The sequence below is a fragment of the Desertihabitans brevis genome, assembly GCF_003327535.1.
GTDB lineage: Bacteria > Actinomycetota > Actinomycetes > Propionibacteriales > Propionibacteriaceae > Desertihabitans > Desertihabitans brevis.
In genome coordinates, this window is sequence record NZ_QOUI01000003.1 from 327,964 (window position 1) to 354,313 (window position 26,350).

The 26,350-nt window shown below is 72.5% G+C and carries 27 protein-coding genes and 1 pseudogene; 13 read left to right on the forward strand and 15 right to left on the reverse strand.

The annotated features are described in order from the left end of the window. Positions 1–43: 43 nt before the first annotated feature. Positions 44–685 carry an ECF RNA polymerase sigma factor SigK gene (gene sigK, locus DT076_RS07010; RefSeq protein ID WP_233493725.1) on the forward strand — a complete coding sequence of 214 codons (642 nt, stop codon included), beginning with the start codon at positions 44–46 and terminating at the stop codon, positions 683–685. Continuing rightward, the gene (locus tag DT076_RS07015) at positions 682–1,509 is read left to right on the forward strand and encodes an anti-sigma factor (protein ID WP_114125934.1); all 828 of its coding nucleotides are present in this window, start codon (positions 682–684) and stop codon (positions 1,507–1,509) included. The genes sigK and DT076_RS07015 overlap by 4 nt, the downstream gene beginning before the upstream one ends. Before the next feature lie 17 nt (positions 1,510–1,526). On the opposite strand, the gene DT076_RS07020 is transcribed toward DT076_RS07015, so the two are convergent. From DT076_RS07020 to DT076_RS07035, 4 genes are all read right to left on the reverse strand, one after another. Then, positions 1,527–2,135 (reverse strand): response regulator transcription factor, encoded by a 609-nt coding sequence (locus tag DT076_RS07020; RefSeq protein WP_114125935.1) that lies wholly within the window; start codon positions 2,133–2,135, stop codon positions 1,527–1,529. Between the two features lie 10 nt (positions 2,136–2,145). After that, complete coding sequence (locus DT076_RS07025; protein ID WP_114125936.1) at positions 2,146–3,447, reverse strand: sensor histidine kinase; 1,302 nt, start codon at positions 3,445–3,447, stop codon at positions 2,146–2,148. A 67-nt stretch (positions 3,448–3,514) separates the two neighbouring features. Next, positions 3,515–5,524 (reverse strand): vWA domain-containing protein, encoded by a 2,010-nt coding sequence (locus tag DT076_RS07030; RefSeq protein ID WP_114125937.1) that lies wholly within the window; start codon positions 5,522–5,524, stop codon positions 3,515–3,517. 1 nt (position 5,525) lies between these two features. Beyond that, the gene (locus DT076_RS07035) at positions 5,526–6,974 is read right to left on the reverse strand and encodes a sigma 54-interacting transcriptional regulator (protein WP_114125938.1); all 1,449 of its coding nucleotides are present in this window, start codon (positions 6,972–6,974) and stop codon (positions 5,526–5,528) included. Positions 6,975–7,072: 98 nt separating this feature from the next. On the opposite strand from DT076_RS07035, the gene DT076_RS07040 reads away from it, so the two are divergent. Next, positions 7,073–7,954 (forward strand): aminoglycoside phosphotransferase family protein, encoded by an 882-nt coding sequence (locus DT076_RS07040; RefSeq protein ID WP_199539013.1) that lies wholly within the window; start codon positions 7,073–7,075, stop codon positions 7,952–7,954. Between the two features lie 31 nt (positions 7,955–7,985). Here DT076_RS07040 and DT076_RS07045 read toward each other — a convergent pair whose 3' ends face one another. Continuing rightward, positions 7,986–8,984, reverse strand: a complete 999-nt coding sequence (locus DT076_RS07045; RefSeq protein WP_114125939.1) for a CPBP family intramembrane glutamic endopeptidase — start codon at positions 8,982–8,984, stop codon at positions 7,986–7,988. A gap of 117 nt (positions 8,985–9,101) precedes the next feature. Then, positions 9,102–9,344, reverse strand: coding sequence for a DNA primase (locus DT076_RS07050; protein WP_114125940.1), 243 nt, complete (start codon positions 9,342–9,344; stop codon positions 9,102–9,104). Positions 9,345–9,387: 43 nt separating this feature from the next. Here DT076_RS07050 and DT076_RS07055 point away from each other — a divergent pair, with 43 nt between their 5' ends. The 3 genes from DT076_RS07055 to DT076_RS07065 are packed head-to-tail and all read left to right on the forward strand — an operon-like array spanning position 9,388 to position 11,804. Continuing rightward, positions 9,388–10,233, forward strand: coding sequence for an alpha/beta fold hydrolase (locus DT076_RS07055; protein WP_233493727.1), 846 nt, complete (start codon positions 9,388–9,390; stop codon positions 10,231–10,233). Positions 10,234–10,272: 39 nt separating this feature from the next. After that, entirely contained in the window at positions 10,273–11,220 is a 948-nt protein-coding gene (locus tag DT076_RS07060) for a hypothetical protein (RefSeq protein ID WP_114125942.1), read from the forward strand. A 26-nt stretch (positions 11,221–11,246) separates the two neighbouring features. After that, positions 11,247–11,804 (forward strand): uridine kinase family protein, encoded by a 558-nt coding sequence (locus tag DT076_RS07065; protein WP_114125943.1) that lies wholly within the window; start codon positions 11,247–11,249, stop codon positions 11,802–11,804. Positions 11,805–11,865: 61 nt separating this feature from the next. Here the strand turns inward: DT076_RS07065 and DT076_RS07070 are convergent, their stop codons facing one another. From DT076_RS07070 to DT076_RS19335, 3 genes are read right to left on the reverse strand one after another with little or no spacing between them, the layout of a single operon-like run. Next, positions 11,866–12,087 (reverse strand): helix-turn-helix transcriptional regulator, encoded by a 222-nt coding sequence (locus DT076_RS07070; protein WP_114125944.1) that lies wholly within the window; start codon positions 12,085–12,087, stop codon positions 11,866–11,868. 9 nt (positions 12,088–12,096) lie between these two features. Next, positions 12,097–12,486 carry a hypothetical protein gene (locus tag DT076_RS07075; protein ID WP_147264090.1) on the reverse strand — a complete coding sequence of 130 codons (390 nt, stop codon included), beginning with the start codon at positions 12,484–12,486 and terminating at the stop codon, positions 12,097–12,099. A gap of 43 nt (positions 12,487–12,529) precedes the next feature. Continuing rightward, positions 12,530–13,024: a hypothetical protein gene (locus tag DT076_RS19335; RefSeq protein WP_158548069.1), complete on the reverse strand. Its 495-nt coding sequence runs from the start codon at positions 13,022–13,024 to the stop codon at positions 12,530–12,532. 202 nt (positions 13,025–13,226) lie between these two features. Here DT076_RS19335 and DT076_RS07085 point away from each other — a divergent pair, with 202 nt between their 5' ends. Then, the gene (locus tag DT076_RS07085; protein ID WP_158548070.1) at positions 13,227–14,060 is read left to right on the forward strand and encodes a PP2C family protein-serine/threonine phosphatase; all 834 of its coding nucleotides are present in this window, start codon (positions 13,227–13,229) and stop codon (positions 14,058–14,060) included. Between the two features lie 46 nt (positions 14,061–14,106). On the opposite strand, the gene DT076_RS07090 is transcribed toward DT076_RS07085, so the two are convergent. Continuing rightward, the gene (locus DT076_RS07090; protein ID WP_158548071.1) at positions 14,107–14,898 is read right to left on the reverse strand and encodes an MFS transporter; all 792 of its coding nucleotides are present in this window, start codon (positions 14,896–14,898) and stop codon (positions 14,107–14,109) included. A 202-nt stretch (positions 14,899–15,100) separates the two neighbouring features. Next, positions 15,101–15,388 (reverse strand): IS3 family transposase, encoded by a 288-nt coding sequence (locus DT076_RS20435; protein WP_114125949.1) that lies wholly within the window; start codon positions 15,386–15,388, stop codon positions 15,101–15,103. A gap of 143 nt (positions 15,389–15,531) precedes the next feature. On the opposite strand from DT076_RS20435, the gene DT076_RS07100 reads away from it, so the two are divergent. Further along, positions 15,532–16,590: a ParB N-terminal domain-containing protein gene (locus DT076_RS07100; RefSeq protein WP_114125950.1), complete on the forward strand. Its 1,059-nt coding sequence runs from the start codon at positions 15,532–15,534 to the stop codon at positions 16,588–16,590. Positions 16,591–16,593: 3 nt separating this feature from the next. Beyond that, positions 16,594–17,685 (forward strand): hypothetical protein, encoded by a 1,092-nt coding sequence (locus DT076_RS07105; RefSeq protein WP_114125951.1) that lies wholly within the window; start codon positions 16,594–16,596, stop codon positions 17,683–17,685. 3 nt (positions 17,686–17,688) lie between these two features. On the opposite strand, the gene DT076_RS07110 is transcribed toward DT076_RS07105, so the two are convergent. After that, positions 17,689–18,558 carry a DNA adenine methylase gene (locus DT076_RS07110; protein WP_114125952.1) on the reverse strand — a complete coding sequence of 290 codons (870 nt, stop codon included), beginning with the start codon at positions 18,556–18,558 and terminating at the stop codon, positions 17,689–17,691. A 328-nt stretch (positions 18,559–18,886) separates the two neighbouring features. On the opposite strand from DT076_RS07110, the pseudogene DT076_RS20440 reads away from it, so the two are divergent. Then, positions 18,887–19,225: pseudogene (locus tag DT076_RS20440) on the forward strand (Gfo/Idh/MocA family oxidoreductase); the annotation flags it as partial. 131 nt (positions 19,226–19,356) lie between these two features. On the opposite strand, the gene DT076_RS19595 reads toward DT076_RS20440, so the two are convergent. The 3 genes from DT076_RS19595 to DT076_RS07130 all read right to left on the reverse strand — a co-directional run bounded on the left by DT076_RS19595 (position 19,357) and on the right by DT076_RS07130 (position 23,406). Beyond that, entirely contained in the window at positions 19,357–19,527 is a 171-nt protein-coding gene (locus DT076_RS19595; protein ID WP_199539015.1) for a hypothetical protein, read from the reverse strand. Positions 19,528–19,852: 325 nt separating this feature from the next. Beyond that, positions 19,853–21,682: an ABC transporter ATP-binding protein gene (locus DT076_RS07125; RefSeq protein WP_114125953.1), complete on the reverse strand. Its 1,830-nt coding sequence runs from the start codon at positions 21,680–21,682 to the stop codon at positions 19,853–19,855. Further along, positions 21,679–23,406: an ABC transporter transmembrane domain-containing protein gene (locus DT076_RS07130; protein WP_114125954.1), complete on the reverse strand. Its 1,728-nt coding sequence runs from the start codon at positions 23,404–23,406 to the stop codon at positions 21,679–21,681. The genes DT076_RS07125 and DT076_RS07130 overlap by 4 nt, the downstream gene beginning before the upstream one ends. A 199-nt stretch (positions 23,407–23,605) precedes the next feature. Here DT076_RS07130 and DT076_RS07135 point away from each other — a divergent pair, with 199 nt between their 5' ends. Genes DT076_RS07135 through DT076_RS07145 form a run of 3 tightly spaced genes read left to right on the forward strand, consistent with a single transcriptional unit; the run spans position 23,606 to position 26,329 of the window. After that, a complete protein-coding gene (locus DT076_RS07135; protein WP_114125955.1) occupies positions 23,606–24,613 on the forward strand; it encodes an ABC transporter ATP-binding protein in 1,008 nt (335 codons plus the stop codon). Further along, positions 24,606–25,463 (forward strand): ABC transporter permease, encoded by an 858-nt coding sequence (locus tag DT076_RS07140; protein WP_114125956.1) that lies wholly within the window; start codon positions 24,606–24,608, stop codon positions 25,461–25,463. Before DT076_RS07135 ends, DT076_RS07140 begins: the two co-directional genes overlap by 8 nt. Continuing rightward, positions 25,460–26,329 carry an ABC transporter permease gene (locus DT076_RS07145; protein ID WP_114125957.1) on the forward strand — a complete coding sequence of 290 codons (870 nt, stop codon included), beginning with the start codon at positions 25,460–25,462 and terminating at the stop codon, positions 26,327–26,329. Before DT076_RS07140 ends, DT076_RS07145 begins: the two co-directional genes overlap by 4 nt. Positions 26,330–26,350: the final 21 nt, after the last annotated feature.

The following is a 26,350-nucleotide window of genomic DNA, read 5'->3' on the forward strand; positions in this document are numbered from 1 at the left end:
GTCCGGCTCCGAACAGGAGACGACCAGGAGGAAGGAGGGCGGCATGGGGGCCGGTGAGGAGGAGCGGCACGACAACGTGCTGCCCATGAGGTCGCCCGCGAGCGCCGGCGAGGGGGAGGCGCCGTCGCGGACGGAGCGCAACGAGCGTCTGGTCGAGCTGCTGCGGCGCTCGGCCCGGGGCCACGAGGACGCCTTCGCCGAGCTCTACGACCTGACGTCGGCCCGGGTGCACGGGATCACGGTCCGGGTGCTGCGCAGCCCCGACCACGCGGCCGAGGTCACCCAGGAGGTCTACGTCGAGGTGTGGCGCACCGCCGCCCGCTACGACCCCGCCCGGGGCAGCGTGCTGGCCTGGATGTGCACGATGGCGCACCGGCGGGCGGTGGACCGGGTGCGCTCGGTGCAGAGCTCGCACCAGCGTGAGCACGACTACGGCGTCGCCGACCAGCGCCGCGAGGTCGACACGGTCTGGGGCGGGGTCGAGCAGCACCTGGAGGAGGCGCAGGTCCGCCGCGGGCTGGAGTCGCTGACCGAGATCCAGCGCGAGGCGTTGACCCTGGCGTTCTTCGGCGGTTACACCCATCGTGAGGTCGCCGGGCTGCTTCGGCTGCCGCTCGGCACGGTGAAGACGAGGATCAGGGACGGCCTGATCGGACTGCGCGACGCCCTGGGGGTGGGAACATGAGCCACGACGTGCACGCCGACGTCGGCGCCTACGCGGTGGGCGCCCTGAACGCCTCCGCGCGGGAGGTCTTCGAGGCGCACCTGCCGCACTGCCCGCAGTGCACCCGGGAGGTCACCGAGTTCGCCGAGACCACCGCCGAGCTGGCCCGGCTGACCGAGACGCCGCCGCCACCGGAGCTGCGGGCCGCGGTGCTCGGGGCCGTCCGCTCGGTGCGCCCGCTGCCCCCGGAGACCGAGCCGGCCCCCGCGACGCCCGGAGAGGTGACCGCTCCACGGTGGACGGCCGGCCCGGTCGACGAGCCGTCGGAGGCGGAGGCGCCGGAGGACGAGCTGGCCGCCCGCCGCCCGCGGCGACGAGGCCGGTTGCTGCCCGCCCTGGTGGCCGCCGCGGTCGTGGTCGCGCTGACCCTGGGCGGCTGGGCGGCGGTGCTGCGCCAGCAGCTCGACGAGGCCGCCGTGGTGGCTGCGGAGGAGAGCGAGCTGCTCGCCGCCCCGGACCTCCGGGTCGTCACCATCGAGCTGCCCGACGGCGGACGCGCCAGCTACGCGCTCTCCCGCGAGCAGGACCGGGTGATGCTCGCCGCTCCGACGCTGCCGGATCCGCCCGAGGGCCGGGCCTACCAGCTGTGGACGATGCAGCTGGACGAGGCCGGGGAGCCGGTCGCCGGCACCGTCGAGCCGCACGACGTCTTCGCCGGCGGCCGGGACATCCGGGTCTTCTTCGACGGCCTGCGGGGCACCGACGCCTTCGCCATCACGGTCGAGGACGAGACCGGCGCGACCACGCCGACCATGTCGACGATCTTCGGCATCGCCCCGGTCTGATCCGGGGCGGGCACCGCTCAGATCCAGCCGTTGCGGCGGGCCAGGTGGACGGCCTCGTGCCGGTTCGCGACGCCGAGCTTGCCGACCACCGAGGACAGGTAGTTGCGCACCGTCCCGATCGACAGCGAGGCCCGTTGGGCGATCTCCTCGATCGGGTTGCCCTCGGCGGCCAGGGCCAGCACGTCGGCCTCCCGCGGCGAGAGCGGGGAGTCGCCGGCGCTGATCGCGTCGGCGGCCAGCTCGGGGTCGACGTAGCGGCCGCCGTCGGCGACGGTGCGCACCACCGAGGCCAGGGTCTGGGCGCTGACGGTCTTCGGCAGGAACCCGCGGACGCCGACGGCCAGGGCGTTCTTGAGGTAGCCCGGACGCCCGTGGGAGGTGACGATGACGCAGCGGCAGTCCGGCACCTCGACGGCCAGCCGCTCCGCCACCTCGATCCCGTCCAGCTTCGGCATCTGCAGGTCGAGGACGGCGACGTCGGGGCGGATCTTGCGTGCCACCACGACCGCCTCCTCCCCGTGCGCGGCGCGGCCGACGACGTCGATGTCGTCCTCGAGGTCGAGCAGGCTGGCGAGGGCATCGCGGATCAGACCCTCGTCGTCGGCCAGCAGCACCCGGATGGTCATCGGCTCCTCCTCAGCTCCTCGGCTCCGCAGCGGGACCGGTGGCGACCGGGTCGACCGCCCGCGCACCTCCGGCCGTGGACGTCGGCGCGCCCGCCAGACCGCCGCCGGCCCCGAACGGCACCCGGGCGGTGAGGACGAAGGTGCCGCCGTCGCGGCGGTGCTCCAGCGTGCCCCCCACGGCGTCGAGCCGCTCGGCCATCCCGACCAGCCCGTGCCCTTCGGAGCTGGGGGGCCCTGGGCGGACGCCGTCGTTGACCACCGTGAGCTCGACCGCCGGCGGGTCCTCCTCCGACAGCAGCCGCAGCATGATCCGGGCGCTGCGGGCCCGGCTGTGCCGGATCACGTTCGTCACCGCCTCGCGCACCACCGCCCCGAGCACCACGCCGGTGCCGGCCTCCAGCCGGCCCTCCGGCAGCTGGTCGACCACGACGGACTCGACGCCGGCGGACTCGAGCAGCGACCGGGCGCCGACCAGCTCCTGGGACAGGTCGCTGCCGCGGACGCCGGCCACGATCCGGCGCACCTCCTTGCCGGCGTCGTCGGCGATGGCGCGCACCTGGGCCATCTCGTCGGCGGCGCGCTCACCGCGTCCCCGGCGGGCCAGCTCCGAGGCCAGCTCGCTCTTCACCGCCACCGTGGCCAGGGTGCGTCCGAAGACGTCGTGCAGGTCGCGGGAGATCCGCAGCCGCTCCTCGGCGATCGCCAGCTGGGCGGACTGGCCGCGGGCGTCGTCGAGGGCGTACACCACACCGAGCATCCAGCCGGTCAGCCACACGCTGGCGGCGACGAAGGCGAAGCCGAGGCAGGCGATCACCATCCCGCTGGCGATCGGCACCAGGGAGTCCCCGCTGTGGGGCACGATCACCGCGAGCATGCCCGCGGTGACGAGCACGGGGACGGCCGGCACGAGCCACCAGGGCAGCCGCGGCGCGAAGGCGGAGACCGCGAAGGTCGTCACCACCAGCACCACCATCGGCCAGGCGCTGCGCGGCCAGCCCATCACCACCGGCGCCAGCATCACGATGGCCACGGTCAGCAGCAGCCAGAGCACCAGCCACGGCCGTAGCCTCGGCGGGAGCGGCTCGGGCCGGCGCAGCGTCCGCAACGACCACCGCAGCCAGCCGAAGTTCGTCGCCGTGTGCACCACGACCAGGCTCAGCAGGGTGACCAGCGGCCACCCGCTGTCGGCCGCGGCCAGCAGCAGGCTGAAGGCGACGACCACCTCGGTGAGCAGCATCGAGTACACCGACCAGTGCACGTACAGCACGAACCGGCCGGTGCTGCGCCGCAGGGCGCCCGTGCTGGTGCTCACGGACGCATCCTGCCACCGGCGTCCGACGGCATCCGGTGACGCACGTCACCGGCACCGCGGGACGGGCTCAGCGAGCGCGCCGGCCGCGACGGGCGCGCAGGTAGTCGCTGACCACGTACTCACCGAGCCGGCCCAGTGAGGGGGCCAGCACCCGTCCACCGCAGCGGCGGGCGACGGCGTCCAGGAAGCGCTCGAGGCTGGGGTCGTCGCCGAGCCGGAAGAAGTTGAGGCTTGCCCCGGTGCGGGTGAGCAGGTCGACCTGCTCCAGCGTCGCCCGCAGGGTCTCCCGGCTGGTGGGCCAGTCGAAGACCGGGGTGCCGTCGGGCTCCAGGTGCGCGGTCGGCTCGCCGTCGGTGACCACCAGCACCACCGGTTCGGCCTCGGGGTGGCGACGGACGTGCCGCCCGGCCAGCATCAGCGCGTGGGCGAGGTTGGTGCCCTGCACCCACTCCGGCTCGGCCTGGGCCAGCTGCAGCGGGGTGAGCCGGCGGGCCATCAGGTTGAAGCCGATGATCTCCAGCGCGTCGGTGCGGAAGCGGGTGGAGATGAGGTGCGAGAGCGCCAGCGAGGTCTGCTTCATCGGGCCCCACCGGTCGGCCTGGATCATCGAGAACGACAGGTCCACGCACAGCGCCACCGCGGCGGTGGTGCGCCGCTCGGTCTCGGCGACGACGAAGTCCTCGGGGGCGAGGGTGAGGGCGGCGGTGGGTGATCGCCCTTCGACGGGCTCAGGGCGTAGGGGGCGGGAGGCGTCTTCGCCGGCGCGTCGGGCGACGGCGTTGATGACGGTGCGGACGGCGTCGACCGGCTGCTCGCCACCCAGCTCCCAGGGCAGGAAGGCGCCGGTGCGCTCGTCGGCGGCGCCGGTGCGGCGGTCCTCGTGGGCGCCGGTGCGCTGCGCCTCGAGGGAGGAGAAGATCTGCTTGAGCGCGGTCTGGCCTATCCGGCGCAGTGCCTTGGGGCTGAGCTGCAGCCCGTCCTCGCCGCGGTGCAGCCAGCCCTGCCGCTCCAGCTCCTGCTCCAGCCGGCGCAGCTGTTGGAGGTCGCGGGCGGCCCCGGCGCCGAGCTGGCGCTCCACAGCGTCCACGTCGACGTCGTCCAGGCCGGCGCCGGCGTAGTCCTGGCCGAGCTGGGCCTGCAGCGACTCCAGGTCGGCGAGGTCGGAGACCACCCCGACCGCCTCGCCGTAGCCCAGCCCCTCCTCGCCGTCCACGTCGAACCCGCGACCACCGAACATCCCCGGCCGCAGGCTCTGCAGGGTGTCGCGGAGCTGCTCGAGCTGTTCGGCCAGCCCGCTGTCGCCCATCGCCTGCTGCACCAGCTCGCCCAGCTCGGCCCGCTGCTCGGGGGTGAGCGAGCGCATCATCCGCTCGGCGGCCGCCTGCTGACGGGCCAGCGACTCGATCAGCTCGTCCACGTCGGCGGGGTCGTCGGGGAAGAAGTCGCCGTGCTCGGCCATGAACTCGGCGAACTGCTGCTCGGTGTCCTCGCCGCGGGCGTGGGCGGTGAGCAGGTCGTTGAGGTCGGTGAGCATGTCGCGCAGCGCCTGCGAGGCGGCCGGGTCCTGACCCTGCAGGGCCTGCTTCAGCCCGGCGAACTGCCGGTCCAGCACCTGCTCGCGCAGCATCCGGGTGATCTGCTCGTAGGTCTCGCGGGCCTTGGGCGAGCGCCACTGGTAGTCCTTGAGCTGCTGGACGGCCGCCGCGGGGCTGTCGGGCAGGGTGGCCAGGTCGAGCTCGGCCAGCCGGGCGTCGTCCCCGGGCTCCTCGGCCAGCGCGTCCCGCTCGGCGGCCAGCGCCTGGTCCAGCGCGGCCCGCACCTGGTCGAGGACGCCGCCGAGGTTGCCGCGGCGACGCAGCTCCCGACGGCGCTCGGCGATCCGGCGGCGCAGGTCGTCCAGGCCCGGCGTGCGGTCCAGCCCGCGCCGCAGGAGGTCGTCGAGGGTGTCGCGCAGGCTCTCCCCGCCGAGCACCCGCTGGCCCAGCTCGTCCACCACCCGACGCAGGTCGAAGGGCGGCGCGAGCGGGTCGGGCCCGTCGTGCCAGGCCGAGTAGGACCAGCGGTCGCGCCGGGCCACGTCAGCCCCCGTAGACGGTGCGGGCGCGCGGTCCGCTGTCGAGAACGGCCTTGGAGAGCCGGCGGGTGAGGTAGAGGCCCTCGCAGACCAGCTCGACCGCAGCCGCCGCCTGCCCGGGGGAGACGGTGTCCTCCGACACCCCGAGCGCGGTTAGCACCTGGGCCAGCCCGGGCACCTGGTCGAACTGGTCGAGCAGCTGGCCGGAGGTGACGAGGGCGCCGGTCTCGATGCTGACGTCGGCGTCCTCCTCGGCGTTGGCGAACCGGTCGGTGAATCCGGACAGGTCGAGCCCGGCCAGCCGGTCGCGGTAGACGGTGACGGTGGCCATCCGCAGCAGGTGCTCCACCACCTCGTCCTCGTGGCCCTCCTCGCCCATCTCGAACTCGAGCTTGCCGCGCAGCGCCGGCAGGACGCCGGAGAGGTCGCCGATCCGCGCCACCGGGTGCGGGTCGCCGGTGATCGCCGCCCGCCGCAGCGCCGCACCGGACAGCGCCTCCGCAGCAGCCACCCCGTAGCGGGCGGAGACGCCGGAGGCCTGGTCGATGGCGGTCGAGCCGCGCAGCTCCTCCACCAGCCGGGCGACGACCTCGAGCAGGTGCTCGGGCACCTGGCCGACCACCTCGGTGCCGTCCTCGTCGACGGCCCGGGCGAGCTCGGCCTCCTGCCGGATCAGCGCCACCTCGTCGGCGACCTCGAGCGGGTAGTGGGTGCGGATCTCAGCACCGAAGCGGTCCTTGAGCGGGGTGATGATCCGGCCGCGGTTGGTGTAGTCCTCGGGGTTGGCCGAGGCGACCACCAGCAGGTCGAGCGGCAGCCGCAGCGCGTACCCGCGGATCTGGATGTCGCGCTCCTCCAGCACGTTGAACAGCCCCACCTGGATCCGCTCGGCCAGGTCGGGCAGCTCGTTCAGCCCGAAGATGCCGCGGTGGGCCCGGGGCAGCAGCCCGTAGTGCACGGTCTCGGGGTCGCCGAGCGAGCGGCCCTCGGCCAGCCGGGTGGGGTCGATGTCGCCGATGAGGTCGCCGATGCTGGTGTCGGGGGTGGCCAGCTTCTCGGTGTAGCGCTGGTCGCGGTGCAGCCAGTCCACCGGCAGGTCGTCACCGAGCTCCTCGACCAGCCGGCGGCTGCCGAGGGTGACCGGGTCGAAGGGGTGCTCGTGCAGCTCCGAGCCGGCGATCACCGGCGTCCACTCGTCCAGCAGGGAGGCCAGGGTGCGCATCAGCCGGGTCTTGCCCTGGCCGCGCTCACCGAGCAGGACGACGTCGTGGCTGGCGAGCAGCGCCCGCTCGACCTCGGGCAGCACCGTGTCGTCGAGACCGACCAGCCCGGCCAGCGACCGGTCGCCGGCCCGCAGCCGGCGCAGCAGGTTGCCGGCGATCTCGGCCTTGACGGTGCGGAAGGTGTGCCCGGACGCCCGGAGCGCGCCGAGGGTGGTGGGTGCGGGCTTCATCTCTGACCTCCTCGCAGGAACGGACGTCTGGAAATCTAGCCCCGCCCTCCGAACGGGCCGCGGACGCCGTCGGCCGTCCCGTCGCTACGCTGCCGACGGTGTGGCCGACGGAGGAGAGCTGGCGCGCGACCGTGCCCGGGCTGGTCGCCCGGTACGTGGAGCGGTGGGGGCTGACGCTCGGGGAGGACCACGTCGGTGGCACCGCCTCGCGGGTGGTGCGGGCCCGGACCGCCGACGGCGTCGACGTCGTGCTCAAGGTGTCGCTGCCGCACCGCGAGGCGCGCGGTGAGGCGGCGGCCCTCCGGTGGTGGGACGGCGACGGCGCGGTCCGGCTGCTCGCCGAGGACCCCGACGACCCGTACGCGCTGCTGCTCGAGCCGTGCGTGCCCGGCACGCGGCTCAGCGACCGGCACGACCTGCCGGCCGAGCAGCGGCTGGAGATCGCCGCCGGGTTGCTGTCCCGGCTGTGGGGCCACGGCGTGCCGCCGGACCACCCCTTCGAGCGGGTCGAGGACGTCGCCGCCGAGTGGGCCGACCTGCTGGAGGAGCGGATGCGCACGCTGCGGCCGTCCTACGACCCCGGGCTGGTCGCCTCCGGTGCCCGGCTGCTGCGCGAGCTGCCGGGCACCGCCGGCTGCGAGGTGGTCGTGCACGGTGACTTCAACCCCGGCAACGTGCTGCAGTCGACCCGCGAGCCGTGGCTGGTGATCGACGCCAAGCCGATGGTCGGCGACCCCGGCTACGACCTCTCGCCGCTGCTGATGCAGGTCGACGACCCGTTCGAGCACCCCGACCCGGCGGCCGTGCTCGTACCCCGGCTGGAGCTGCTGGCGGGGCTCACCGGCGAGCCGGTCGAGCGGCTGCGGGCGTGGGTGGTGGCCCGTGAGGTCGAGGCCGCGCTCTGGTACGCCAGCCGTGACGAGCCCGGACCCGGTGCGGACTGCTTGCACCGGGCCGGGCTGGTCGCCGACCTGCGCTGACCCGTCCGGGGGCCGGGGCGATGCGTGGTGGTCAAGCGGTCGGGTCGGCGGACGTGGCCAGACCGCGACGGCGCGACCACAGCCAGATGCCGGCGGTGGCCAGCGCCATGACCACGAGCGGGACCAGCATGATCGGCCCGCCGGTGCCGGCGCTGCGGTCGATGACGATCTCGCTGGTGAGGAAGGCGGCGACCGCGAACAGGGTGGTGTTGTTGACCGCGTGCAGCACCACGGCCGCCTCGACGCCGCCGGTGCGCCAGGTGACCAACGAGCAGGCCAGCCCGAAGCCGAAGTAGTAGACGGCCAGCGTCCAGTCGCCGGCGCCGTGGGCGACCATGAACAGCAGGTTGGCCGGCACCAGGGCGAGCACGAGCGCCGCGGTCGGGTGGCTGGTGAAGGAGGCGAAGCTGCGGGCCAGGATGCCGCGGGCGGCGTACTCCTCACCGGCGGCCTGCAGCGGCGTGGTGAGCAGCGTGATCAGCAGCATCACGGTGGTGCTGACCAGGGTCGCCGGCGCCCCGCCTGCCCCGGCCATCTCCGGGGCGAAGAGGGTGAACCCGATCGCGTACACCGCCCACAGCGGCAGCAGCACCGCCGCGAGCCGCAGCGCCAGGTTCCAGCGGAAGCGACCGTGCACCGAGTGCAGCCAGCGTCCGGACTGGCCGTGCAGCAGGCGCTGCAGACCGAGCGAGACCGGGATCAGCAGCGCCAGGGAGATGTTGTTGACCAGGAACAGCGCGGGCGTCATGGTCATCGTCGACCCGTCCATGGGCATGAGGTCGAGGCCGGTCAGCACCGAGACGAGCAGCAGCGCCATGCCGAGCGCGACGTTGATCACCAGGTAGGCGACCACCAGCAGGACGATGGAGAGCGCGGCGCGCCACCAACGGCTGCGGGGGGTGCGCAGGAAGTGGTGGTACGGGGTGGGGCCGGTCGGCAGCGCCGACGGGGTGGCGGGAGCGGGCGCCGGCTGGGGGACCGTGCCGACGTCACGCAGCGGACGGGAGGAGGGAGGCAGCGTCTCGGACATGGCTCCAGCCTCTGCCCGCGACGGCGCCGCCGGCAGGGCTTCAGCTCACCGGGAACGGTGCGTCGCTCATCCCCGCGCCGGGACGGACGTCATGCCCGGACCGGCTCGCGGTCGGGGTCAGTCGTCGCCCTGGTCGTCGGCGTCGTCCTCGGCGTTGTCGTCCTGGCCGGCCTCGTCACCAGCCTCGTCGTCGCCGCCGTCGTCCTGACCGTCGTCGTCGCCGCCGTCGTCGCTGCCGCCGTCCTCCTGCTGCTCGGTCTGCGGCACCACGGGAGCCTCGCCGCCGCAGGTGCTCAGCACGGTGAGCAGCGCCAGCGCGAGGGCGGCGAGTGCGGTGCGGATCATCAGCGGGAGGGTCATGGGCGCTCCTCGGCGGCGGTCGGAGGTCTGCGACGCTAGCACGGTGCCCGGACGACTGACCCGCTTCACCGCCGACGGCCTCACCTTCGACGTCCGCGACGAGGGCCCGCTGGACGGCCCGGTCGTGATCGCCCTGCACGGCTTCCCCCAGACCTCGGCGAGCTGGGCGGGCGTCGTCCCGAACCTGGTGGCCGCCGGCTACCGGGTGCTCGCACCGGACCAGCGGGGGTACTCACCCGGCGCCCGGCCGGCCGAGGTCGCCCGCTACGACCTGGCCCGGCTGGTGGCCGACGTGCTGGCCCTGGCCGACGCCGCCGGGGCCCGGCGCTTCCACCTGGTGGGTCACGACTGGGGCGCCGCGGTCGGCTGGACGCTGGCCCACCGCCACCCCGACCGGGTGGCGACCCTGTGCGCCGTCTCGGTGCCGCACCCGACGGCGATGTCCCGCGCCTTCCTGGGCACCCAGGCGCTGCGCTCCTGGTACGCGCTGGCCTTCCAGGTGCCCGGGCTGGCCGAGCGGGTGTTCGGGGCCCGCGGCGGCGAGGTGGTCCGGCGGATGCTCGCCCGCACCGGCATGCCGGACCCGGAGCCGGCGGTGCGGCTGCTCACCGACCCGGCCACGGCCACCGGCGCCGTCAACTGGTACCGCGCCCTCCGGCTGCCCGGGCGGCTGAGCACCGGCAGGATCGGCGTCCCCACCCTCTACGTGTGGAGCGACCGGGACACCGCCCTGGGCCGGCGCGCCGCGGAGGGCACCGCGGCGTTCGTCGACGGCCCCTACCGGTTCGTGGTGCTGCCCGGCGTCTCGCACTGGGTGCCGGAGGAACGGCCCGACGAGCTGGCGGGCCTGCTGCTCGAGCACCTGGACGCGCACCCGCTCGAGCGCTGAGCCCGCACCACGCCCGGCGCTGGCCGTAGGGTCGCCCGCGTGAGCCGCACGATCCCCGGCGAGGACGCCACCCGATCCGACCGCGGGCAGCCGGCGCCCCGGCGCGGGCCCCTCGTCGCCGTCCTGCACGTCCTGGCCGGGGTGGCCGGGTTCGGCCTGGGGCTGCTGCCCTGGCTGGTCACCGGGCTCCGGCTCCCGCTGCAGAACCTGTGGGCGGTGGAGGTGCTGCCCGAGCAGATGCCGCGCGTCCTGCTCCCCTTCAGCCAGTACGCTCTGACGCTCGTCCTCGGCCTTGTCGTCACCGGGGCGGCGGTGGTCGGTCTCCTCGCCCGGGTCCGCGGGGAACGGGCCCGGGTGGCACTGCACGCCGGGTCCGGCTGGTTCGGCGCGGCCGTCCTCGCCACGGCACAGACCGCGCAGGTGGTGGCGGACGGTCTGGCCGACGACCCGCGGGCCGACCTCTACCTCACCGCCCTGCTCGCGGTGACGGCCGTCGCCGTCGTGCTCGGGCTGGTCGTGCTGGTCCTGCTCGCGGTGGCGCCTCCGGCCGGGGCTGCGGTCGGCGGGGCGTTCGGGGCGCTGGCCGCCGGCATCTGGCTGAACGCCCTGGTGGTGCCGTTCGGCAGCATCGCGTCGGACTGGCAGACCACGTTGCTGGGCGGGGCCCGCTGGGTGCCCGCGGTGCTGGTCGGGCTGGTGCTGGCCTGGTGCGGCCTGTCCTCGGTCGGCCGGGTGGTCGCCTGGCTGGTCGACCTGGCGCTGCTGTGGGTGGTCCCTGCCGGGCTGACCGCGGTCTCCTACGCGACCGGCTCACGGGTGCTGCTGGGCCAGCCGGCCGAGGCCGTCGCCGCCGGCCTGCAGGTGTTCGGCGCCGCGCTCAGCACCGCCGGCGTCTCGTGGCCGCTGGTGCTGGTGGCTCTGGCGGTCGGCCTCGCCGGCCTGCTGCTGCGTCGCGTCGCCTGTTTCCGAGGACGCGCGACCGGCTGATCGTCCCTCCGACCTAGCCTGCTCGCATGCCCGGATCGACCGACCCGATCGTGGCGGCCATCGCCGACGCCACCCTCGCCGCAGACCTCGACGGCATTCGCATCGTTGGAGTCGACGGCCCATCCGGTTCCGGGAAGAGCACCCTGGCCGTCCCCCTCGCCCGGGCGCTCGATGCGCCGCTCATCCCGGTCGACGACTTCGTCTCCTGGAACGACCTCGCCGGGTGGTGGCCACGCTTCGAGCAGCAGGTGCTGGACCCGCTGTTCGACGGTCGGGACGTCCGCTACCAGCAGCGGGACTGGTCCGACTGGACCGGCGACACCCTGGGCTCCTGGCGGACCGTGCCGTGGGCTCCCGTGGTCGTCGTCGAGGGGGTGACCTGCACCCGCGCCGCGGTCTCCAGTCGCCTCGCCTGCCGGGTGTGGGTCGAAGCTCCACCTGCGGACCGCCTGCGCCGTGGCCTCCAGCGGGATGGGCAGGAGCACCGGGGCCTGTGGGAGCGATGGATGCGGGAAGAAGCGTCCTTCTTCGCGAGCGACGGCACGGCTGGACGCGCTGACTTCCGGGTGGGCGGTACCCGCTGACCTGACCGCTCTTCGGTCGCGCCGACCTGCCAGCGCTCAGCAGGGCCGCGAGGTGCGCGGGTCACACCGCGGCGGGACCGCCGGACGGGTGGTCCGCGGGAGTGAAGATGTGCTCGATCGGGCGGCCGAGCACGCGGGAGATGGTGAAGGCCAGCGGCAGGCTGGGGTCGTAGCGCCCGTTCTCCAGCGAGTTCACGGTCTGGCGTGACACCTCGAGCTGGGCGGCGAGGTCGGCCTGGGTCCACCCGCGGTCGAGGCGCAGGTCCCGGATGATGTTCTCCACCGCGGTGCCTCAGTACCGGAGCCGGGCGATCAGGGAGCCGACCGCCCAGGACAGCCCGTAGACCGGCCACACGAAGATCCACGACAGCGGCGGCGCCCCGGCCAGCTGCAGAAAGCCGTAGCCGAGCGTGGCCAGCGAACCGAGGGCGAAGCCGATCGCCAGCGACTCCACCACGATCCGGCTCTGCAGCTCGTCGCTGCGGCGGATGAAGCGCAGCAACGCCCACGCCGCGCCCAGGCCGGGCAGCACCGGCAGCACCATCAACGGCCACCGCCAGGGTGACGTCTCGAGCGCGGGCAGTGCCAGGACTGCGATCAGCAGCAGGACGACGTACGCCGCCATCGCCAGCGCAAGATCGCGGTGGTAGGTCTTGGCAGGGGTGACAAGTGTCGTTGACATGCGCCCAACGTAAAGCGCGCTTGCCACTCATGACAAGTGGGCTTTACTCAGGTCGGGCCTCAGCGCCATCATCCGCACCGGCTGGTCCTGCGGTCGAACTGGATGCAGTCCAGTAGTAGGTCCTGTCCTGCGCCGACTTCCGCAGCTGCTCTTGTCGGGCCCGGGCGTTGATCGCTCTAGCCCGTAGGGCGGCAGCAGCCTCCGGGCTCGCCGGGCGGCCGTCCCCTCGAAGCCGGAGCCTTCCCGGGTGGGTCGGATCGTCGACCTCCACGATGAAGCCATCGCCCAGCTGCTGCGCCACCTCTTGGGCCAGTGCCACACCGTGGTGAGCCAGTCGGTCGCGGGTGCCGGTCGGGCTGTCGCCCTGCTCGGCGTAGGCGCGGTAGTGCTCGTTCGCCCACTCCTGCAGCCGAGTGACCAGGGAGGCGTCCAGGCGCGCTGCCTCGTAGGGGATCGGCCCGTCGTGCCACAGCTCCGACTCTGCCCAGCCGGCGAACAACCGGATGACGACCTCACCGCTTGAAGAATCCTCGGTCATCGCCCCCCTGGTGCCCTGTTGTCGCTCGACTGCGAACACATGGTGTCGCTCTGAGGTCGCTGTACGCGAGCATCCGGCAGCGGATGCACCCGGCGTCCGACGGAGTCCTCGGCGGTGCGATGACCTTCCGCCCCGCCGTTGGGCGGCGTTACCCTCCGGGGCATCGACGGCGAGACGTCACAGCGCGGGATGGAGGACATCGGTGCTTCAGTTCCAGTCCGAGGTGCGCTCGGATGTCGGCGCAGTGCGGTCGAACAACGAGGACTCGGCCTTCGCGGGTTCGACCTTGCTCATGGTCGCTGACGGGGTGGGAGGCGCTGCAGCGGGCGAGGTGGCATCTGCGAGCGTCACCTATGTCGTGAGCGCCGCCGCCCTGCTGGCGACTCCGGGTTGGGCGCCTGATGAGCTGCTGCTGCAGACCTTCCGGTTCGCGCATCGGCAGATCCTCGACGAGGCTCAAGCGTGCGCTGAGCGGTGGGGAATGGCGACGACGGCGACCGCCGTGCTGACCGACGGTCGGAGCGTCACGATCGCGCACGTCGGCGATTCACGTGCCTACCGTTACGCCCGGGGTCGATTGACCCAGCTGACCCGGGACGACAGCTTCCTCCAGGACCTGCTCGACACCGGCGAGGTCCAGCCGGCCGACGCGGCCGCCTTCGCCTACCGCAACCTCATCACCAAGTCGATCGGTCAGCAGGGGGAGCTGGAGGTCGCTGTCGTCCCCGTCGAGCTGCGCAGCGGTGATCGCATCCTCGTCTGCAGCGACGGCGTCAGCGACGTCCTCGACGAGGTGGAGCTCGCTCGAGCGCTGTCGTCGGAGCGGCGAGCGGCCGACGACATCGTGGCCCTGGCCCTCGAGCGTGGGAGCAGCGACAACGTGACATGTGTCGTCGCCGACGTGGTGGATCGGCCGTGGGTGCGGCCGTGGGGAGTCCTCGCCGGTGCCGGCTGGAACCCAGGCAACCTCATCGACGCCACCGCCGTGCGCCGTCGGGCTGGTTCGGAGAATCTGCAGCTGTCAGGAGCCGACTGAACCCACCGCTGACTGAGATTGGCGGGAGTCACGCACCGGCTCGCGTTCAGTGACGATGGTTTCCGGGCGGGTCCACCGAGCCCGTCTGAGTGCCGGGGGACACGACGCCGTCTGGTGCTGGGGCGCTGACTCCTACGTCGGTGGCGCCGACAGTGCGACGGCGTTGGCTTCCCGCGCGGAGCACGAGGGGCGTGAGAGCGGCCATGACCGCGGTGAGCGCGGCGACAGCGAGCATGGCACCGCGGAGACCGAAGGCGTCCGCGGTTGGTCCGACGTAGGCAGGGCCGGCGAGGAATCCGGTGTAGGCGATGACGGTGATGGTGGAGGTGGCCCGGGCGCGGCGCGCTTCGGAGACGGCGCGGGAGACGACGCGGAGGAGGGTCGGGAGGAGCACGGCGGTGCCGGCGGCGGCGAGGGCGAGCGCTGCGAGGGCGGTGGGCAGGTTCGGGGTCAGGAACAGTAGACCGGCGCCGAGGGTGGCCGTCGCAGCGCCGGCCAGTACGTGGGTGCGGGCGTGACAGGGGTCGATGCGACTGACGGCGAAGCGGGTGACGGCGACGACGCCGGCGAAGACGGCGGGACCGAGTGCGCTGAGACTGGCGGAGGCGGCGAGCTCGTCCTCGAGGTAGACCGCGCTCCAGCTCTGCTGGGCGTTCTCGGCAGCGAAGGCCAGGGCTCCAAGGGCGCCGATTCCGGCGAGCACTGCGAGGGAGATGCCGACAGGCCCGCGGAAGGTCATCGTGGGGGAGGTGGTATCCGGGCTGGTGGTCCTGGAGCGGGCCCGTCCGAGCGCCCGCAGGACCATGACGCAGGTGGTTGCCGCGATGAGAAGGACCACCGCGAAGGAGGTACTGCACGCCCTTGTCGCTGTGGTGCGCCGGTTAGATCGGCGCCGTCGCGGGTGCGGGCCAGATGCCCATCTCAGGACGTCCAGAGCGAGGTCGGTGCGCAGCGACTTCGCCAGCTGCCAGCCGACCATGCGGCGGGAGTAGACGTCGATGACGAACCCGGCATACGCCCAGCCGGAGAACGTGCGGCAGCTAGGTGATGTCGCAGACCCACAACCCGTTCGGTTCACTGGCAGTGAAGTTTCGCCGGACGAGGTCCGGGCGGGTATTCGGGCCCGCGCCCGGGATCGTGGTGTGTTGCCCCTTCGCCCGGGAGACGCCTCGCAACCCGGCGACGCGCATCAGTCGTTTGACCGTGCACCGCGCGACCCGGTGTCCCTGGCGGTGCAGTACGGCGTGCACCTTGCGCCGCGCCGTAGACGCCAAAGTTCGCTGCGTGCACGTCCTGGATGAGCGCGGTCGTGGCAACCTGAGTGCCACCGACGGCGACTACCTACCGGCGCGTCGCGTACAGGTGCGCCTTCTAACCATCGCGATCGCGAGTAGAGCGGCTGACCGGCTACCGCACGGAGGGAGCGGTAGGGTCCTTGCGACCGCCCACACTGGCCGGATGGGGATCTGCGATGCCGAATTTCGCGAAGGACGAGCTTCTCGTCTCGTCGCTCAAGCTCGACCTCAAGAACCCTCGCATGCCCGACAAGCAGTTCGCCAGCGAGGAAGAAGCCCTCGAGTTCCTCGTGGACGTCGGCTCCCTGGAGGAGCTCGTCCAGTCCATCGCGCTGTCCGGCTGGGTCGACGTTGAGCCGCTCATCGTCCTGCGCGAAACCAACGAAGTCATCGAAGGCAACCGGCGGCTCGCTGCCCTGCGGCTCATCGGGGACCCGGAGCGAGCTGAAGCGCTCGGCATCTCCGTCCCGACGCCGCTTCATGAGAACGCCCAGCCGGAGACGGTCAGCACCTGGGTCGTGAACACACGAGCTGAAGCCAGAGACTTCATCGGCTTCAAGCACATCAACGGGCCGTTCAAGTGGGACTCGTATGCCAAGGCCCGGTATGCGGCCATGTGGCTCGAGGAGGAGAAGGCGGACGTCCGCCACGTGGCGCGGCGGCTTGGCGATACGCACCGTACCGTCGCGCGCCTCATCAACGGCTACACCGTGCTGCGCCAGGCAGAGGCTCTCGGCTTCGACCGCGAGGCCATTCCTGGGCGTTTTGCCTTCAGTCACCTGTACACCGCGCTCTCCCGTCCCGACTACAGGGACTTCCTCGGGCTCCCGGACGATGCGGAGTTGTTCGGGAAGAACCCCGTTGACGCCAAGCACCGGGAGAACCTCACGCTGCTCATGGGCTTCCTCTACGGTGGCGAGGACCTCAAGCCGGTCATCCGGAGCCAGAACCCGGACCTCAAGCGCCTCATGCAGGTGCTGCCGAACCGGACAGCCTTGGCGATGCTGCGGGCGAACCGCAACCTGGATGAAGCGCACGCTGTTGTCGAAGACAAGGGCCAGCTCTTCGCTGATGCAGTCTTCGCGCTCTCCACATCCGCGGGTCGCACCAGCGCTCTCATCGGTAACTACGAGGGCGGCGACGACGAGCTCGAGAAGATAGTTGAGAGCATCTCCAGGACTGTGCGCTCGGTCTTGACGGCGATGCGGGAAGCTTCACAGGAAGCCAACAGGTGACCCATGCTGGACGTGTTCTCGCCGGATGACACGCGCGCCGCCATGGCTGACTGGGTAGAGCTCACGCTTGCGATGGGCACAAGGCGCGCCATCACGGACGCAGCGGTCGTGCGCGGCGACGAGGCCATCGAGGATGACCTCGATGCGGGCAGGGATGGCTTCGACGCTGAGGCTGGCGAGGACGGCGAGACCATCGACCGCGAGATATTGGACACCGAGACCGAGAAGCGGCGCGACGACATGTGGGAGGAGCTCGCCTACCGTCAAGAGGCGCTCGGGGAACTCTATCCGTTCGTCTTGTCCAAGAAGGGCGCTACCAACTGGCAGCTCACCCTCCGTGATGCTTCCACTCCTCAGGTCGCACTGGCCCATCACGTCTACCTGGGGGCCTTGGTGATGGCCGCGTTTCGTCAGGGACACATCAAGAAGCAGAAGCGGGACAGGGGCCAGTTCACCCGGCTCGAGAAAAAGATCGCCGGCCAGTTTCAGCACCTGGCGGCGTACGCCGTCGCCACGCTTCTGGGGCAGGCGTACTCCTTCGGTTGGCCCCGGCCCGACAAGTCGAAGTTCCGCGACGCGGCTGTGGATGCGATGGCGTGTCTCGGTCTGGGCAAGGTCCGGGACGACTTCCCGCTGGACTCGACCGGTAGCGAGAAGGACGGCACCGTGGACGTCATCGGATGGCATGCGTTCCGTGACCGGGCCTTCGGCGCGCTGGTGTTGTACGGGCAGGTGGCATCGGGCAAGAACTGGACCAGTAAGCCCATCGGCACCTACCTCGACGAGAAGTTCCTGAGGTACCTGGACCCCGCCCCCTCGAAGCACTACATCGGCGCCACCATCATGCCGTTCCTGCTGCATTCCGAGCTGACCGAGCCACCGCACGGGGACTGGCCCGGGGCAAGGCAGTCACGGGCCCAGGGCCTGGAGATGACTCACGGGACCCTCATCGACCGCCTTCGCCTCACGGAGCTCCTGGGCGAGGGTTTACCGGAGGTGGGCCGACTGCACAACTGCGTAGAACCAGAGCAAGCTCTCAAGGCTCTTGCGGCCTGGGTCAAGAGCTGCCGTGTCTACTGCGACAAGGCCGCCTGACCTTCAGTCCATCACGCCATCGACGTCCGCTACCGCGTCGGAGAGGATCATCCGCTCCTTCGCCAGCGACGCCGTGTGCGCGGAGTAGGGTAACGAGAACGTGCCCTGGTACATCCCGGCGTACAACTTCCGTATCTGCGGCACATCGTCGTAGGTCAGGACCCAGCGGGCGGCGCGTGCGCTGCGTAGCACGTCAGCGAGCGCCGCATGGCCGGCCTCGGCGAACGAGTTCATGTACAGGTCGGAACCCTTGTCGTAGTACGGCGGGTCGATGTAGCAGAAGTCGCGCTCCGAGTCGACAGACTTGGCAATGACCTCGAGGCCGTCCCGATTGCTGACAGTGATGCAATCAGACTGCTGGCCTATCCAGGCCAGTTTCTGGCGCAGGATCTCCCGGTTGAAGCGAGCATCCAGCTTGTAGCGTCCGGCTTGAGCTTGCCCGCCGATGACACCGGCGTTCATAATGCCGGACCGGTTGGTGCGGTTGAGGAAGAACGTTGCGAACCCCAAGCCCACCGCATCTGAGGCGTCACCCGCCCGGTAAACGTCGCGCTGGACATGCCACTCGTCCAGGGTCAGAGCGGTGTCGTCAAACTTCGCCAGGAACTGTTTCGAGTGGTTCGTGACAGCGACCCAGAAGGCGTGGATGTGAGGGTCGAGGTCGTTGATGACGACCCGAGGCACAACCTGGTCGTGGAGCAACGACAGGGCGGCACCGGCGCCTCCCGCGTACGGCTCGACGTATGTGCAGTCGGTCCACCCGCCGCCCTCGACGACGCGGCGCAGGAACCCGGTGAGACGAGTCTTGCCGCCGGGGTATCGCAGAGGGGTGTGAACCACCCCCCGGTGCGCTTTCACCGAGGACAAGTGCATGCGTAGGTTTTCCTTACCAGTCGAGGTCCCTGCAGTTTACGCGCGACCGGTGCGCAGCAGACAGCTACCGCTGCTCCAACGGCGCGCGGGGTGCCGCGGTGTGCGCCCCACTGCGCGAACCAGCGCGAGAGCCGGTCGAGCCGGTAGACGACCGGAGAGCGGCACCGAGCGGCCGCCATGGCCGCCACCGACTGCTGACCGGCCGGTCCGCCCGCTGCCCGGCACCCCGGGCGTCCACCACATGGCCAGAGGAACCACACATGACGGAGAACGTGTTCCGGGTCGGCATCATCGGCGCCGACACCAGGGCTAGTGGGCCGGGGCGTCGCACGTGCCCGCGCTGGCCGCACTGCCGCAGTTGAGGTCAGCGGCGGTCGCCACCCCCCGCGAGGAGAGCGCGCGTCGCGCCGCGGAGACCTTCGGCGCCGAGCTCTGGTTCGCCGATCCGCTCGAGCTCATCCACCACCCGTCGGTCGACGTGGTCACTGTGGCCGTCAAGGCCCCGGCCGATGTCAGGCGTCGACGTATTGGCGGACGCCGGTCCGGGCCGCCTCGGCCGACGCGGCCGACGAAGCGGCCGTTGTGGCGGCGTGGGCGAACCCCGGGGTGTGGTGGGTGCCGTGCGCGAGGTCGCGGGCGAGGCTGGTGCAGACCTCGCCGACGTTGATCGAGGCGCCGGTCCAGATGTCGGCCGCGGTGGACCGACGCCCGTGGCGACCGGGCGGTCGGGTGCCTCGAAGTCCGCCCTGGAGACCAGCTGCAGGTCACCGACCTGGACACCGGCGGGGTGGTGGCCGGTCAGGGTGAGCCAGCCGTCCGAACCACGCACTCGAGCCGGAGCAGCCTCGTCGACAGGTACCCGCCGACCACCTGCACCCGGACCGGGATCCCCGGACCGGCCGTCAGGACGGCGTCGAGGTGGTCCGGCTCCAGGACATCGAGGACGTGGGCCGCCGCTACCTCGAGCACGCCCGCATCCGAGGCCGCCTTGTCGAAGTACTCGTAGGCGCCGGCCGACTCGGGGCCGTTCCGAAGGTCGTCCCGACCACCCGGGCGGAGAGCAGCCGGCCCAGCCGGCCGTCGGCGACCATCTGCGCGGCGCGGCGCACCGAGGGGTTGTGCCGCGCTCGCAAACCGATCACCGTGTGCAGGGAGCCGACCGCGGCGCGATCTCCTCCGACTCCGCGACGGAGGCGCCCAGCGGCGACTCCGAGTAGACCGCCTTGCCCGCTGCGAGTGCGGCGAGGACGAGCTCGCGGTCCCGAGGACAGCACGAGCGCGAGCCGACCAGGTTTCAGGTGGTGGCATCCCGGCCGGATGCGGTCCAGGTGCGCCACAGCCGGGCGTACATCCCGCCGGCGGCGACCAGCTCGTCGTGGTGGCCCAGCTCGACCGGGCGGCCGTCGGCCATCACGAGGATCCGGTCGCAGGCGCGTGCCTGGGTGAGGCGGTGGGCGACGACGACCGCCGTCCGGCCGGCGAGGAGCTCCTCGGCGACCCGCTCGAGGTCGCGGGCGCCGGCGCTGCTCGCCTCGGCGGTCGCCTCGTCCAGCACCACCACCGGTGGGTTGCGCAGGTACAGCCGGGTCAGGGCCAGGTGCTGCTCCTGGGCCGGGGTGAGCGGGTACCCGCCGGCTCCGACGACGGTGTCCAGGCCGTCCGGGAGCGCCCGCGCCCAGGTGGCGCCCGTGCTGTCAAGCGCCGCCTGCAGCTCCTCGTCGGTGGCGCCGGGCTTCGCCAGCTGCAGGTCGGCCCGCAGGGTCCCGGCGAAGACGTGGCTCTCCTGGCTGACCAGGCCCACCAGGGAGCGCAGGTCGACCTGGTCGAGATCGGCCAGGTCGACGCAGATGCCCGGGTCGTCGCCGTCGACCAGCTCGACCGTCCCGGCCGACGGGGGGAAGACGCCGGCGGCGATGGCGGCCAGGGTGGTCTTGCCGGCGCCGCTCTCGCCGACGACCGCCAGCGAGGTGCCCGCCGGCACGACCAGGTCGATCCCGTGCAGCACCTCGTGGCCGTCGTCGTAGGCGTGCCGGATGCCGGTCAGCCGCACCGTCGCCGTGGACAGCCGCGGCGGGCGCACCCGCGAGGTCGGCGGGTCCATCCGCGCCACGCCGACGATCCGCCCCAGCGCGGCGGCCGCCCGCTGGACGTCGTCGAAGGACGTCAGCAGGAGGCCGAGCGGGCCGAACAGGCGGTGGAACAGCAGGGCGGCGGCGGTGACGTCCCCGACCGACACCAGGTCGGCACGCACGAGCAGGAAGCCGCAGACGACGAGCGCGCTGAGCCCGACGGCCTCGGCGGCGTTCATGGTCCAGGCGAACCCGGCGAAGGCCCGCCGGGCCCGCAGCGCCGCGGCCAGTCCCGCCTCGGACGCCTCCCGCACCCGGTCGGTCTGCAGCTCGCCCATGCCGTAGGCGTGCACCGTCCGGCTGCCGTGCACCGACTCCAGCAGGACGCGGGAGCGGGTGGAGGCCCGGGACCGCTCCTCGGCGTACAGCACCGCCGCCCTCGGCAGGTAGGAGCGCAGCGAGAGCACGTACACCGGGACGACGGTGAAGAAGGCCAGGGCGAGCCGCCCGTCCAGTGCGGCGAAGGCGACCACGGACACCCCCACGGTGATGAGGGAGTTGATCACCGCCGAGATCGTCGGCACGGACCGGGTGAACACCTCGACGTCCTCGGTCACGCGCGTGCTGACGTCACCCACACCGGCCCGTTCCAGGGTCTGCGGCGCCATCCGCAGCGACCGGTCGACCACCCGCTCGCGCAGGTCCGCCGCGATGGAGGCGCCCAACCGCTCGGCTTCGCGCAGCGCCAGGCTGGTGAGCACCGCACCCACCACCACCGCTGCGGCCACCGCGACCAGCAGCGGCGTCAGCGCGGGCCACACGTCCGTGCGCCTGTCCACGGCCGCGAGCACCACGTCGACGATCCGGCCCAGCAGCACCGGGGTCGCGATGGTGGCGATGCTGCCGACCACGGCGGCCACGGTGCTGGAGGCCACCAGGCGCGGCAGCGCGAGCGCCGCCCGGCCGACGGCCGCCGCGGTGTCGCGCCCGCTGGCCACCGGCAGCTGGTGGTCCCGGGACGAGCCGGTGCCGACGTCCTGCTCCCGCGCGCTCATCGCAGCACCACCGACCGGTAGGCGTCGACGGCCAGCAGATCGGCGTGGGAGCCGGTGGTGGACGCGCCGTCCGCGTCGATGAACAGCACCCGGTCGCACCGGCTCAGCAGCAGCGGGGAGGTGGTGAGGACGGCGGTGCTGCGCCGGCCGGCGCGGACCCGCCGCAGACCGGCGGCGATCGCGTCTTCGGTGACGGCGTCCACCGCGGAGGTGGGGTCGCGCAGCACCAGCAGGTCCCGGTCGGCCAGCAGGGCGCGGGCGAGCGCGACCCGCTGGCGCTGCCCGCCGGAGAGGTTGGCGCCGTGGTCCAGCAGGGCGATGTCGCCCAGCGCCGGGCCGGGGCCGGCGGCGTCGGCGTGGCCGGTCAGGTCCTCCACCCGCAGCGCGGCGGCGTCGAGGGCTGCCGGCAGCTCGACCTGCCGGTCGGCACCGTCTCCGGTGTCGAGGGCCGCGGCGAGGGAGCCGCCGAGCAGGTGCACCGCGTGCGGCTCGACCAGCAGCCGGGAGCGGACGGCGGCGGGCTCGAGGTCGGCGACCGCGGCATCGCCGAGGCGGACCGTGCCCGCCGCCGGTGCCCGGGAGCCGGCGAGCAGCTCGCTCAGCGTGTCGGCGGTGGCGACGTCGGTCGTCACGACGCCCAGGAGCTCACCCGGCGCCAGGGTCAGCGACAGCGGCCCCAGCCCGTCGTCGACGACGGCGGTGAGCCGGAGCGGGCCGTCCGGTCGCTCGTCGTGCGCCGCGGTCTCGGAGGGGGCCAGGGTGAGCAGCTCGGCGACGCGGCGTCCGCTGGCCCAGCTCACCGCCAGCTCCTGGACGGAGCGGGTGATGTGACCGATCGGGTCGAGCAGGAAGGTCGCCATGCCGATGACGGTGACCAGCTCGGCGAGGCTGATCCGTCCCTCGACCGCGTAGCCCGCGGCCACGGCCGCGGTCAGCACCACCAGCGCGCCGGTGGCGAGCCGGCTGGTGGTGCCCACGACCGCGTTGGAAGTGGTGGCGCGGACGGTCGCGTCCAGCGACAGCCGGCTCGCCGTGCGGTAGCGCCGGACGGCCTCGGCGACCCCGCCGAACCCCCGCAGCGAGCGGAGCCCGGTCAGCAGGTCCGAGGCGACGGCCGCCGAGAGCCCGACGGCCTGCTGGCGGGCGCTGAGCCGGCGTTCGAGGTAGGGCGACAGCAGCCGGACACCGCCGACGAGGACCGTCAGCATGACGAGGACGCCGAGCCCGAGGACGAGGTCGATCCGCAGCAGCACCACCGCCGCGACCGTGAGCCCGACCGTGGATGCCAGCAGCCCGCCGACGGTCTCCATCAGCTGGGTCGCGCCCTGGGTGTCGGAGCTGGTGATGGAGAGCAGCTCACCGGCCTGACGGTCCCGCCCGACGGTGGGGTCGCCGAGGATGCGCCGGACGACAGCCACCCGCTGCAGGTGGGCCTCGGTCACCGCCGCCTTGCCGATCAGGTAGTAGCCGTAGGCCGCCGCGCTCGCGAGCACCGCGAACAGCAGCAGGATGGCGCCCACCCCGAGCAGGATGGCGGGGACGCTGGAGGTGGCGACGGCGATCCCGATCACGTAGCCGGCGGCGACCGGGACCAGCGCCTCGCAGACCTGGTGCGTGGTGGCCAGCAGGTAGCCGAGGGCGAGCGGGCGGCGGTGCCGCCGGAACATCGGACCCCACAGCGGCGAGCGGCCGGTCGCGGCGGCAGGCGGCGTGCGGCGCTTCACTGCATCCTCCTCGGTGACCGCAGGGCTGGCCCGGGGCGGACTCGCGACGCGTGGTCGGTGCCGGTCGGTGGGCAGCTGGAGCGTATCGGGTGGCGGCCGCACCCACCCCCCGGTTCCGCCGGCGCGCGACGTCCGGCAGGACCGGAAATGGCTCGGGAGCTGTCGGTCCCCGGCGATAGCGTTCGGCGCAGGAGGTGCGATGAGCGCGATCACCGTCGACCGGCTGCACAAGACCTACCTCGTGCCTGAGCGCGAGGGCGGGCTGCGCGCTGCCGTCGGGGCGCTGGTGCGCCGCCGTCGGCGCGAGGTGCACGCGGTCACCGACGTCGGCTTCACCATCGAGCCCGGTGAGGTGGTCGGCTTCCTCGGGCCCAACGGCGCCGGCAAGACCACCACGCTGAAGATGCTGTCGGGGTTGTTGCACCCCACCTCCGGCACCGCCAGCGTGCTCGGCCACGTCCCGTGGGAGCGCGACCGTCGCTACCTCGGCCAGATGGCGCTGATCATGGGCCAGCGCAACCAGCTGCAGTGGGACATCCCCGTGCTCGACTCCTACCGGCTCAACCAGGCGGTGTTCCGCATCCCCGACGCCGACTTCAAGGCCCGCGTCGCGGAGCTGAGCGAGCTGCTGGCCCTGGAGGAGCTGCTGCGCAAACCCGTCCGCAACCTGTCGCTGGGCGAGCGGATGAAGTGCGAGATCGCCGGCTCCCTGCTGCACGCCCCGCAGGTGCTCTTCCTCGACGAGCCGACGATCGGGCTGGACGTGGCGATGCAGCGGCGGATCCGCTCCTTCGTGGCCGAGTACAACCGGCGCACCGGCGCCTGCGTGATGCTCACCAGCCACTACATGGCCGATGTCGAGGCGCTGTGCCGTCGGGTCATCGTCATCCACCACGGCCGGCTGCTCTTCGACGGGGCGCTGGAGGAGCTGGTGCACCGCTTCGCCGGCGACAAGACCATCAACGTCGAGCTCGCCGACGAGCACCCGCTCGACCCGGCGACGCTGGGCGCGCTCGTGGACGGCCGCGCCGTGGAGCGCTCGGCCACCGGCTTCAGCGTCCGGGTGCCCAAGGCCGAGACGCCGCGGGTGGCGGCCCGGCTGCTGGCGGGGCTGCCCGTGAGCGACCTTGTCATCGAGGAGCCGCCGATCGAGTCGGTGATCGAGCAGGTCTTCGAGGCCACCAGTGTGGAGGTCGACGGTGGCTGACGTCGCGACCCGGCCGGCGGCGCCTCCAGACTTCTCGAAGGTCTCGCTCGGCGCGCTGCGGCGCTACTACGTCGGCGAGTTCGCGGCGTCGGCGGCCAACAACCTGGCCTACCGCGGGGCGGTGGCGATCTGGGTGGTCACCACGGTCATCCAGCCGATGGTCTCGATCGTGGTCTGGCGCACCGTCGCTGGCCCGGGTGGGGAGGTCAGCGGTTTCAACGCCAGCGAGTTCGTCACCTACTTCGCCGTCACCATGCTGGTGGAGCACCTCACCTTCATCTGGCTGATGTGGGAGTTCGAGTGGCGGATCCGCACCGGGGCGATGTCGCCGTTGCTGCTGCGGCCGATCCACCCGATCCACAAGGACGTCTGCGAGAACCTCAGCTACAAGCTGATCGGTCTGGTCGGGGTGCTGCCGGCGATGGTGCTGCTGGTGATCGGCTTCGGCGGTGACGTCTCGGGCATCGGCGTGGTGCAGGTGCTGACGTTCCTGCCGGCGCTGGTGCTGGCGATGGCGGTGCGGTTCCTGCTTGAGTGGGTGCTGGCGCTGTCGGCGTTCTGGGTGACCAAGACGTCGGCGCTCAACAACCTCTACTTCGCGCTGTTCCTCTTCCTCAGCGGCTCCTTCGCCCCGCTCGCGGTGCTGCCCGAGGCGGTGCGCACCCTCGCCTACGTCTCGCCGTTCCCCTGGATCGTGTCCTTCCCGGTGGAGTTGGCGCTCGGTCGGCGGACCGGGGCAGAGGTCTGGGTCGGCTACCTGGCCCAGGTCGGCTGGGTGCTGGTGGCGCTGGTGCTGCTGCGGGTGGTCTGGCGGCGCGCGGTCCGCGTCTACTCGGCGGTCGGCTCGTGACCGGCGGAAGGGTCGGGGCGGACTGGACGTCCGGCCCGCGGGTGGCACCGGGGGAGGGCGGGCTGGCGGGGCTGGTGCGCCACGACCTGCGCATCCTGCGCACCTACCTCTCCCTCGGCGTGCTCAACCTCGTGCAGTACCGCTCCGACTTCGTGCTGTCGGTGGTCAACGCCGTGATCACGCTGGCCACCCAGGTGCTCGGGCTGTCGGTGATCTTCAGCCGCACCACCGACCTCGCCGGGTGGGGGGTGTACGACCTGCTCGTCCTCATCGGTGTGCACTTCCTCATCGGCGGCGTGCTGGGGCTGGTGGTGCGACCGTCGATGGAGGCGATGATGGAGGGCATCCGGCTCGGCACCTTCGACTTCACGCTGGTCAAACCCGCCGACTCCCAGCTGCTGGCCAGCGTGCAGGTGGTCCGGCCGCAGGCGCTGGTGGACGTCCTGGTCGGGCTGGGCGTGGTCGTGTTCGGGGTGACCCGGGTGCAGGCGTCGCTGTCGGTGGTCGACGTGGTGCTGTCGCTGCTCACCCTGCTCTGCGGGCTGGTGGTGGTCTACAGCTTCATCCTCGCGCTGAGCACGATGGCGTTCTGGTTCGTCCGGCTCGACAACGTGCTGGTGATCTTCCAGTCGCTGTTCGGCGAGGCCGGGCGGTGGCCGGTGACGATCTTCCCCGGCTGGCTGCGGATCGTGCTGACCTTCGCCGTCCCGGTGGCCTTCGCCGTCACCGTGCCCTCGGAGGCGCTGACCGGACGGCTCAGCCTGACCTCCGCACTCAGCGCGGCCGGGCTGGCGCTGCTGTTCTTCGCCGCCTCCCGCTGGTTCTGGTTCTTCGCCCTGCGCCGCTACACCGGCGCCTCGGCCTGACCCGCTGGCGCCGCACGCCAC

Bases quoted from the DNA above. Each gene is read 5' to 3' on its own strand.
- DT076_RS19335 (WP_158548069.1), bottom strand. From the start codon at position 13,024: ATGACCGAGGATTCTTCAAGCGGTGAGGTCGTCATCCGGTTGTTCGCC.
- DT076_RS07035 (WP_114125938.1), bottom strand. From the start codon at position 6,974: ATGAAGCCCGCACCCACCACCCTCGGCGCGCTCCGGGCGTCCGGGCAC.
- DT076_RS07105 (WP_114125951.1), top strand. From the start codon at position 16,594: ATGCTGGACGTGTTCTCGCCGGATGACACGCGCGCCGCCATGGCTGAC.
- DT076_RS07020 (WP_114125935.1), bottom strand. From the start codon at position 2,135: ATGACCATCCGGGTGCTGCTGGCCGACGACGAGGGTCTGATCCGCGAT.
- DT076_RS07050 (WP_114125940.1), bottom strand. From the start codon at position 9,344: ATGACCCTCCCGCTGATGATCCGCACCGCACTCGCCGCCCTCGCGCTG.
- DT076_RS07110 (WP_114125952.1), bottom strand. From the start codon at position 18,558: ATGCACTTGTCCTCGGTGAAAGCGCACCGGGGGGTGGTTCACACCCCT.
- DT076_RS07100 (WP_114125950.1), top strand. From the start codon at position 15,532: ATGCCGAATTTCGCGAAGGACGAGCTTCTCGTCTCGTCGCTCAAGCTC.
- DT076_RS07045 (WP_114125939.1), bottom strand. From the start codon at position 8,984: ATGTCCGAGACGCTGCCTCCCTCCTCCCGTCCGCTGCGTGACGTCGGC.
- DT076_RS07015 (WP_114125934.1), top strand. From the start codon at position 682: ATGAGCCACGACGTGCACGCCGACGTCGGCGCCTACGCGGTGGGCGCC.
- DT076_RS07065 (WP_114125943.1), top strand. From the start codon at position 11,247: ATGCCCGGATCGACCGACCCGATCGTGGCGGCCATCGCCGACGCCACC.
- DT076_RS07125 (WP_114125953.1), bottom strand. From the start codon at position 21,682: ATGAGCGCGCGGGAGCAGGACGTCGGCACCGGCTCGTCCCGGGACCAC.
- DT076_RS07075 (WP_147264090.1), bottom strand. From the start codon at position 12,486: ATGTCAACGACACTTGTCACCCCTGCCAAGACCTACCACCGCGATCTT.
- sigK (WP_233493725.1), top strand. From the start codon at position 44: ATGGGGGCCGGTGAGGAGGAGCGGCACGACAACGTGCTGCCCATGAGG.
- DT076_RS07135 (WP_114125955.1), top strand. From the start codon at position 23,606: ATGAGCGCGATCACCGTCGACCGGCTGCACAAGACCTACCTCGTGCCT.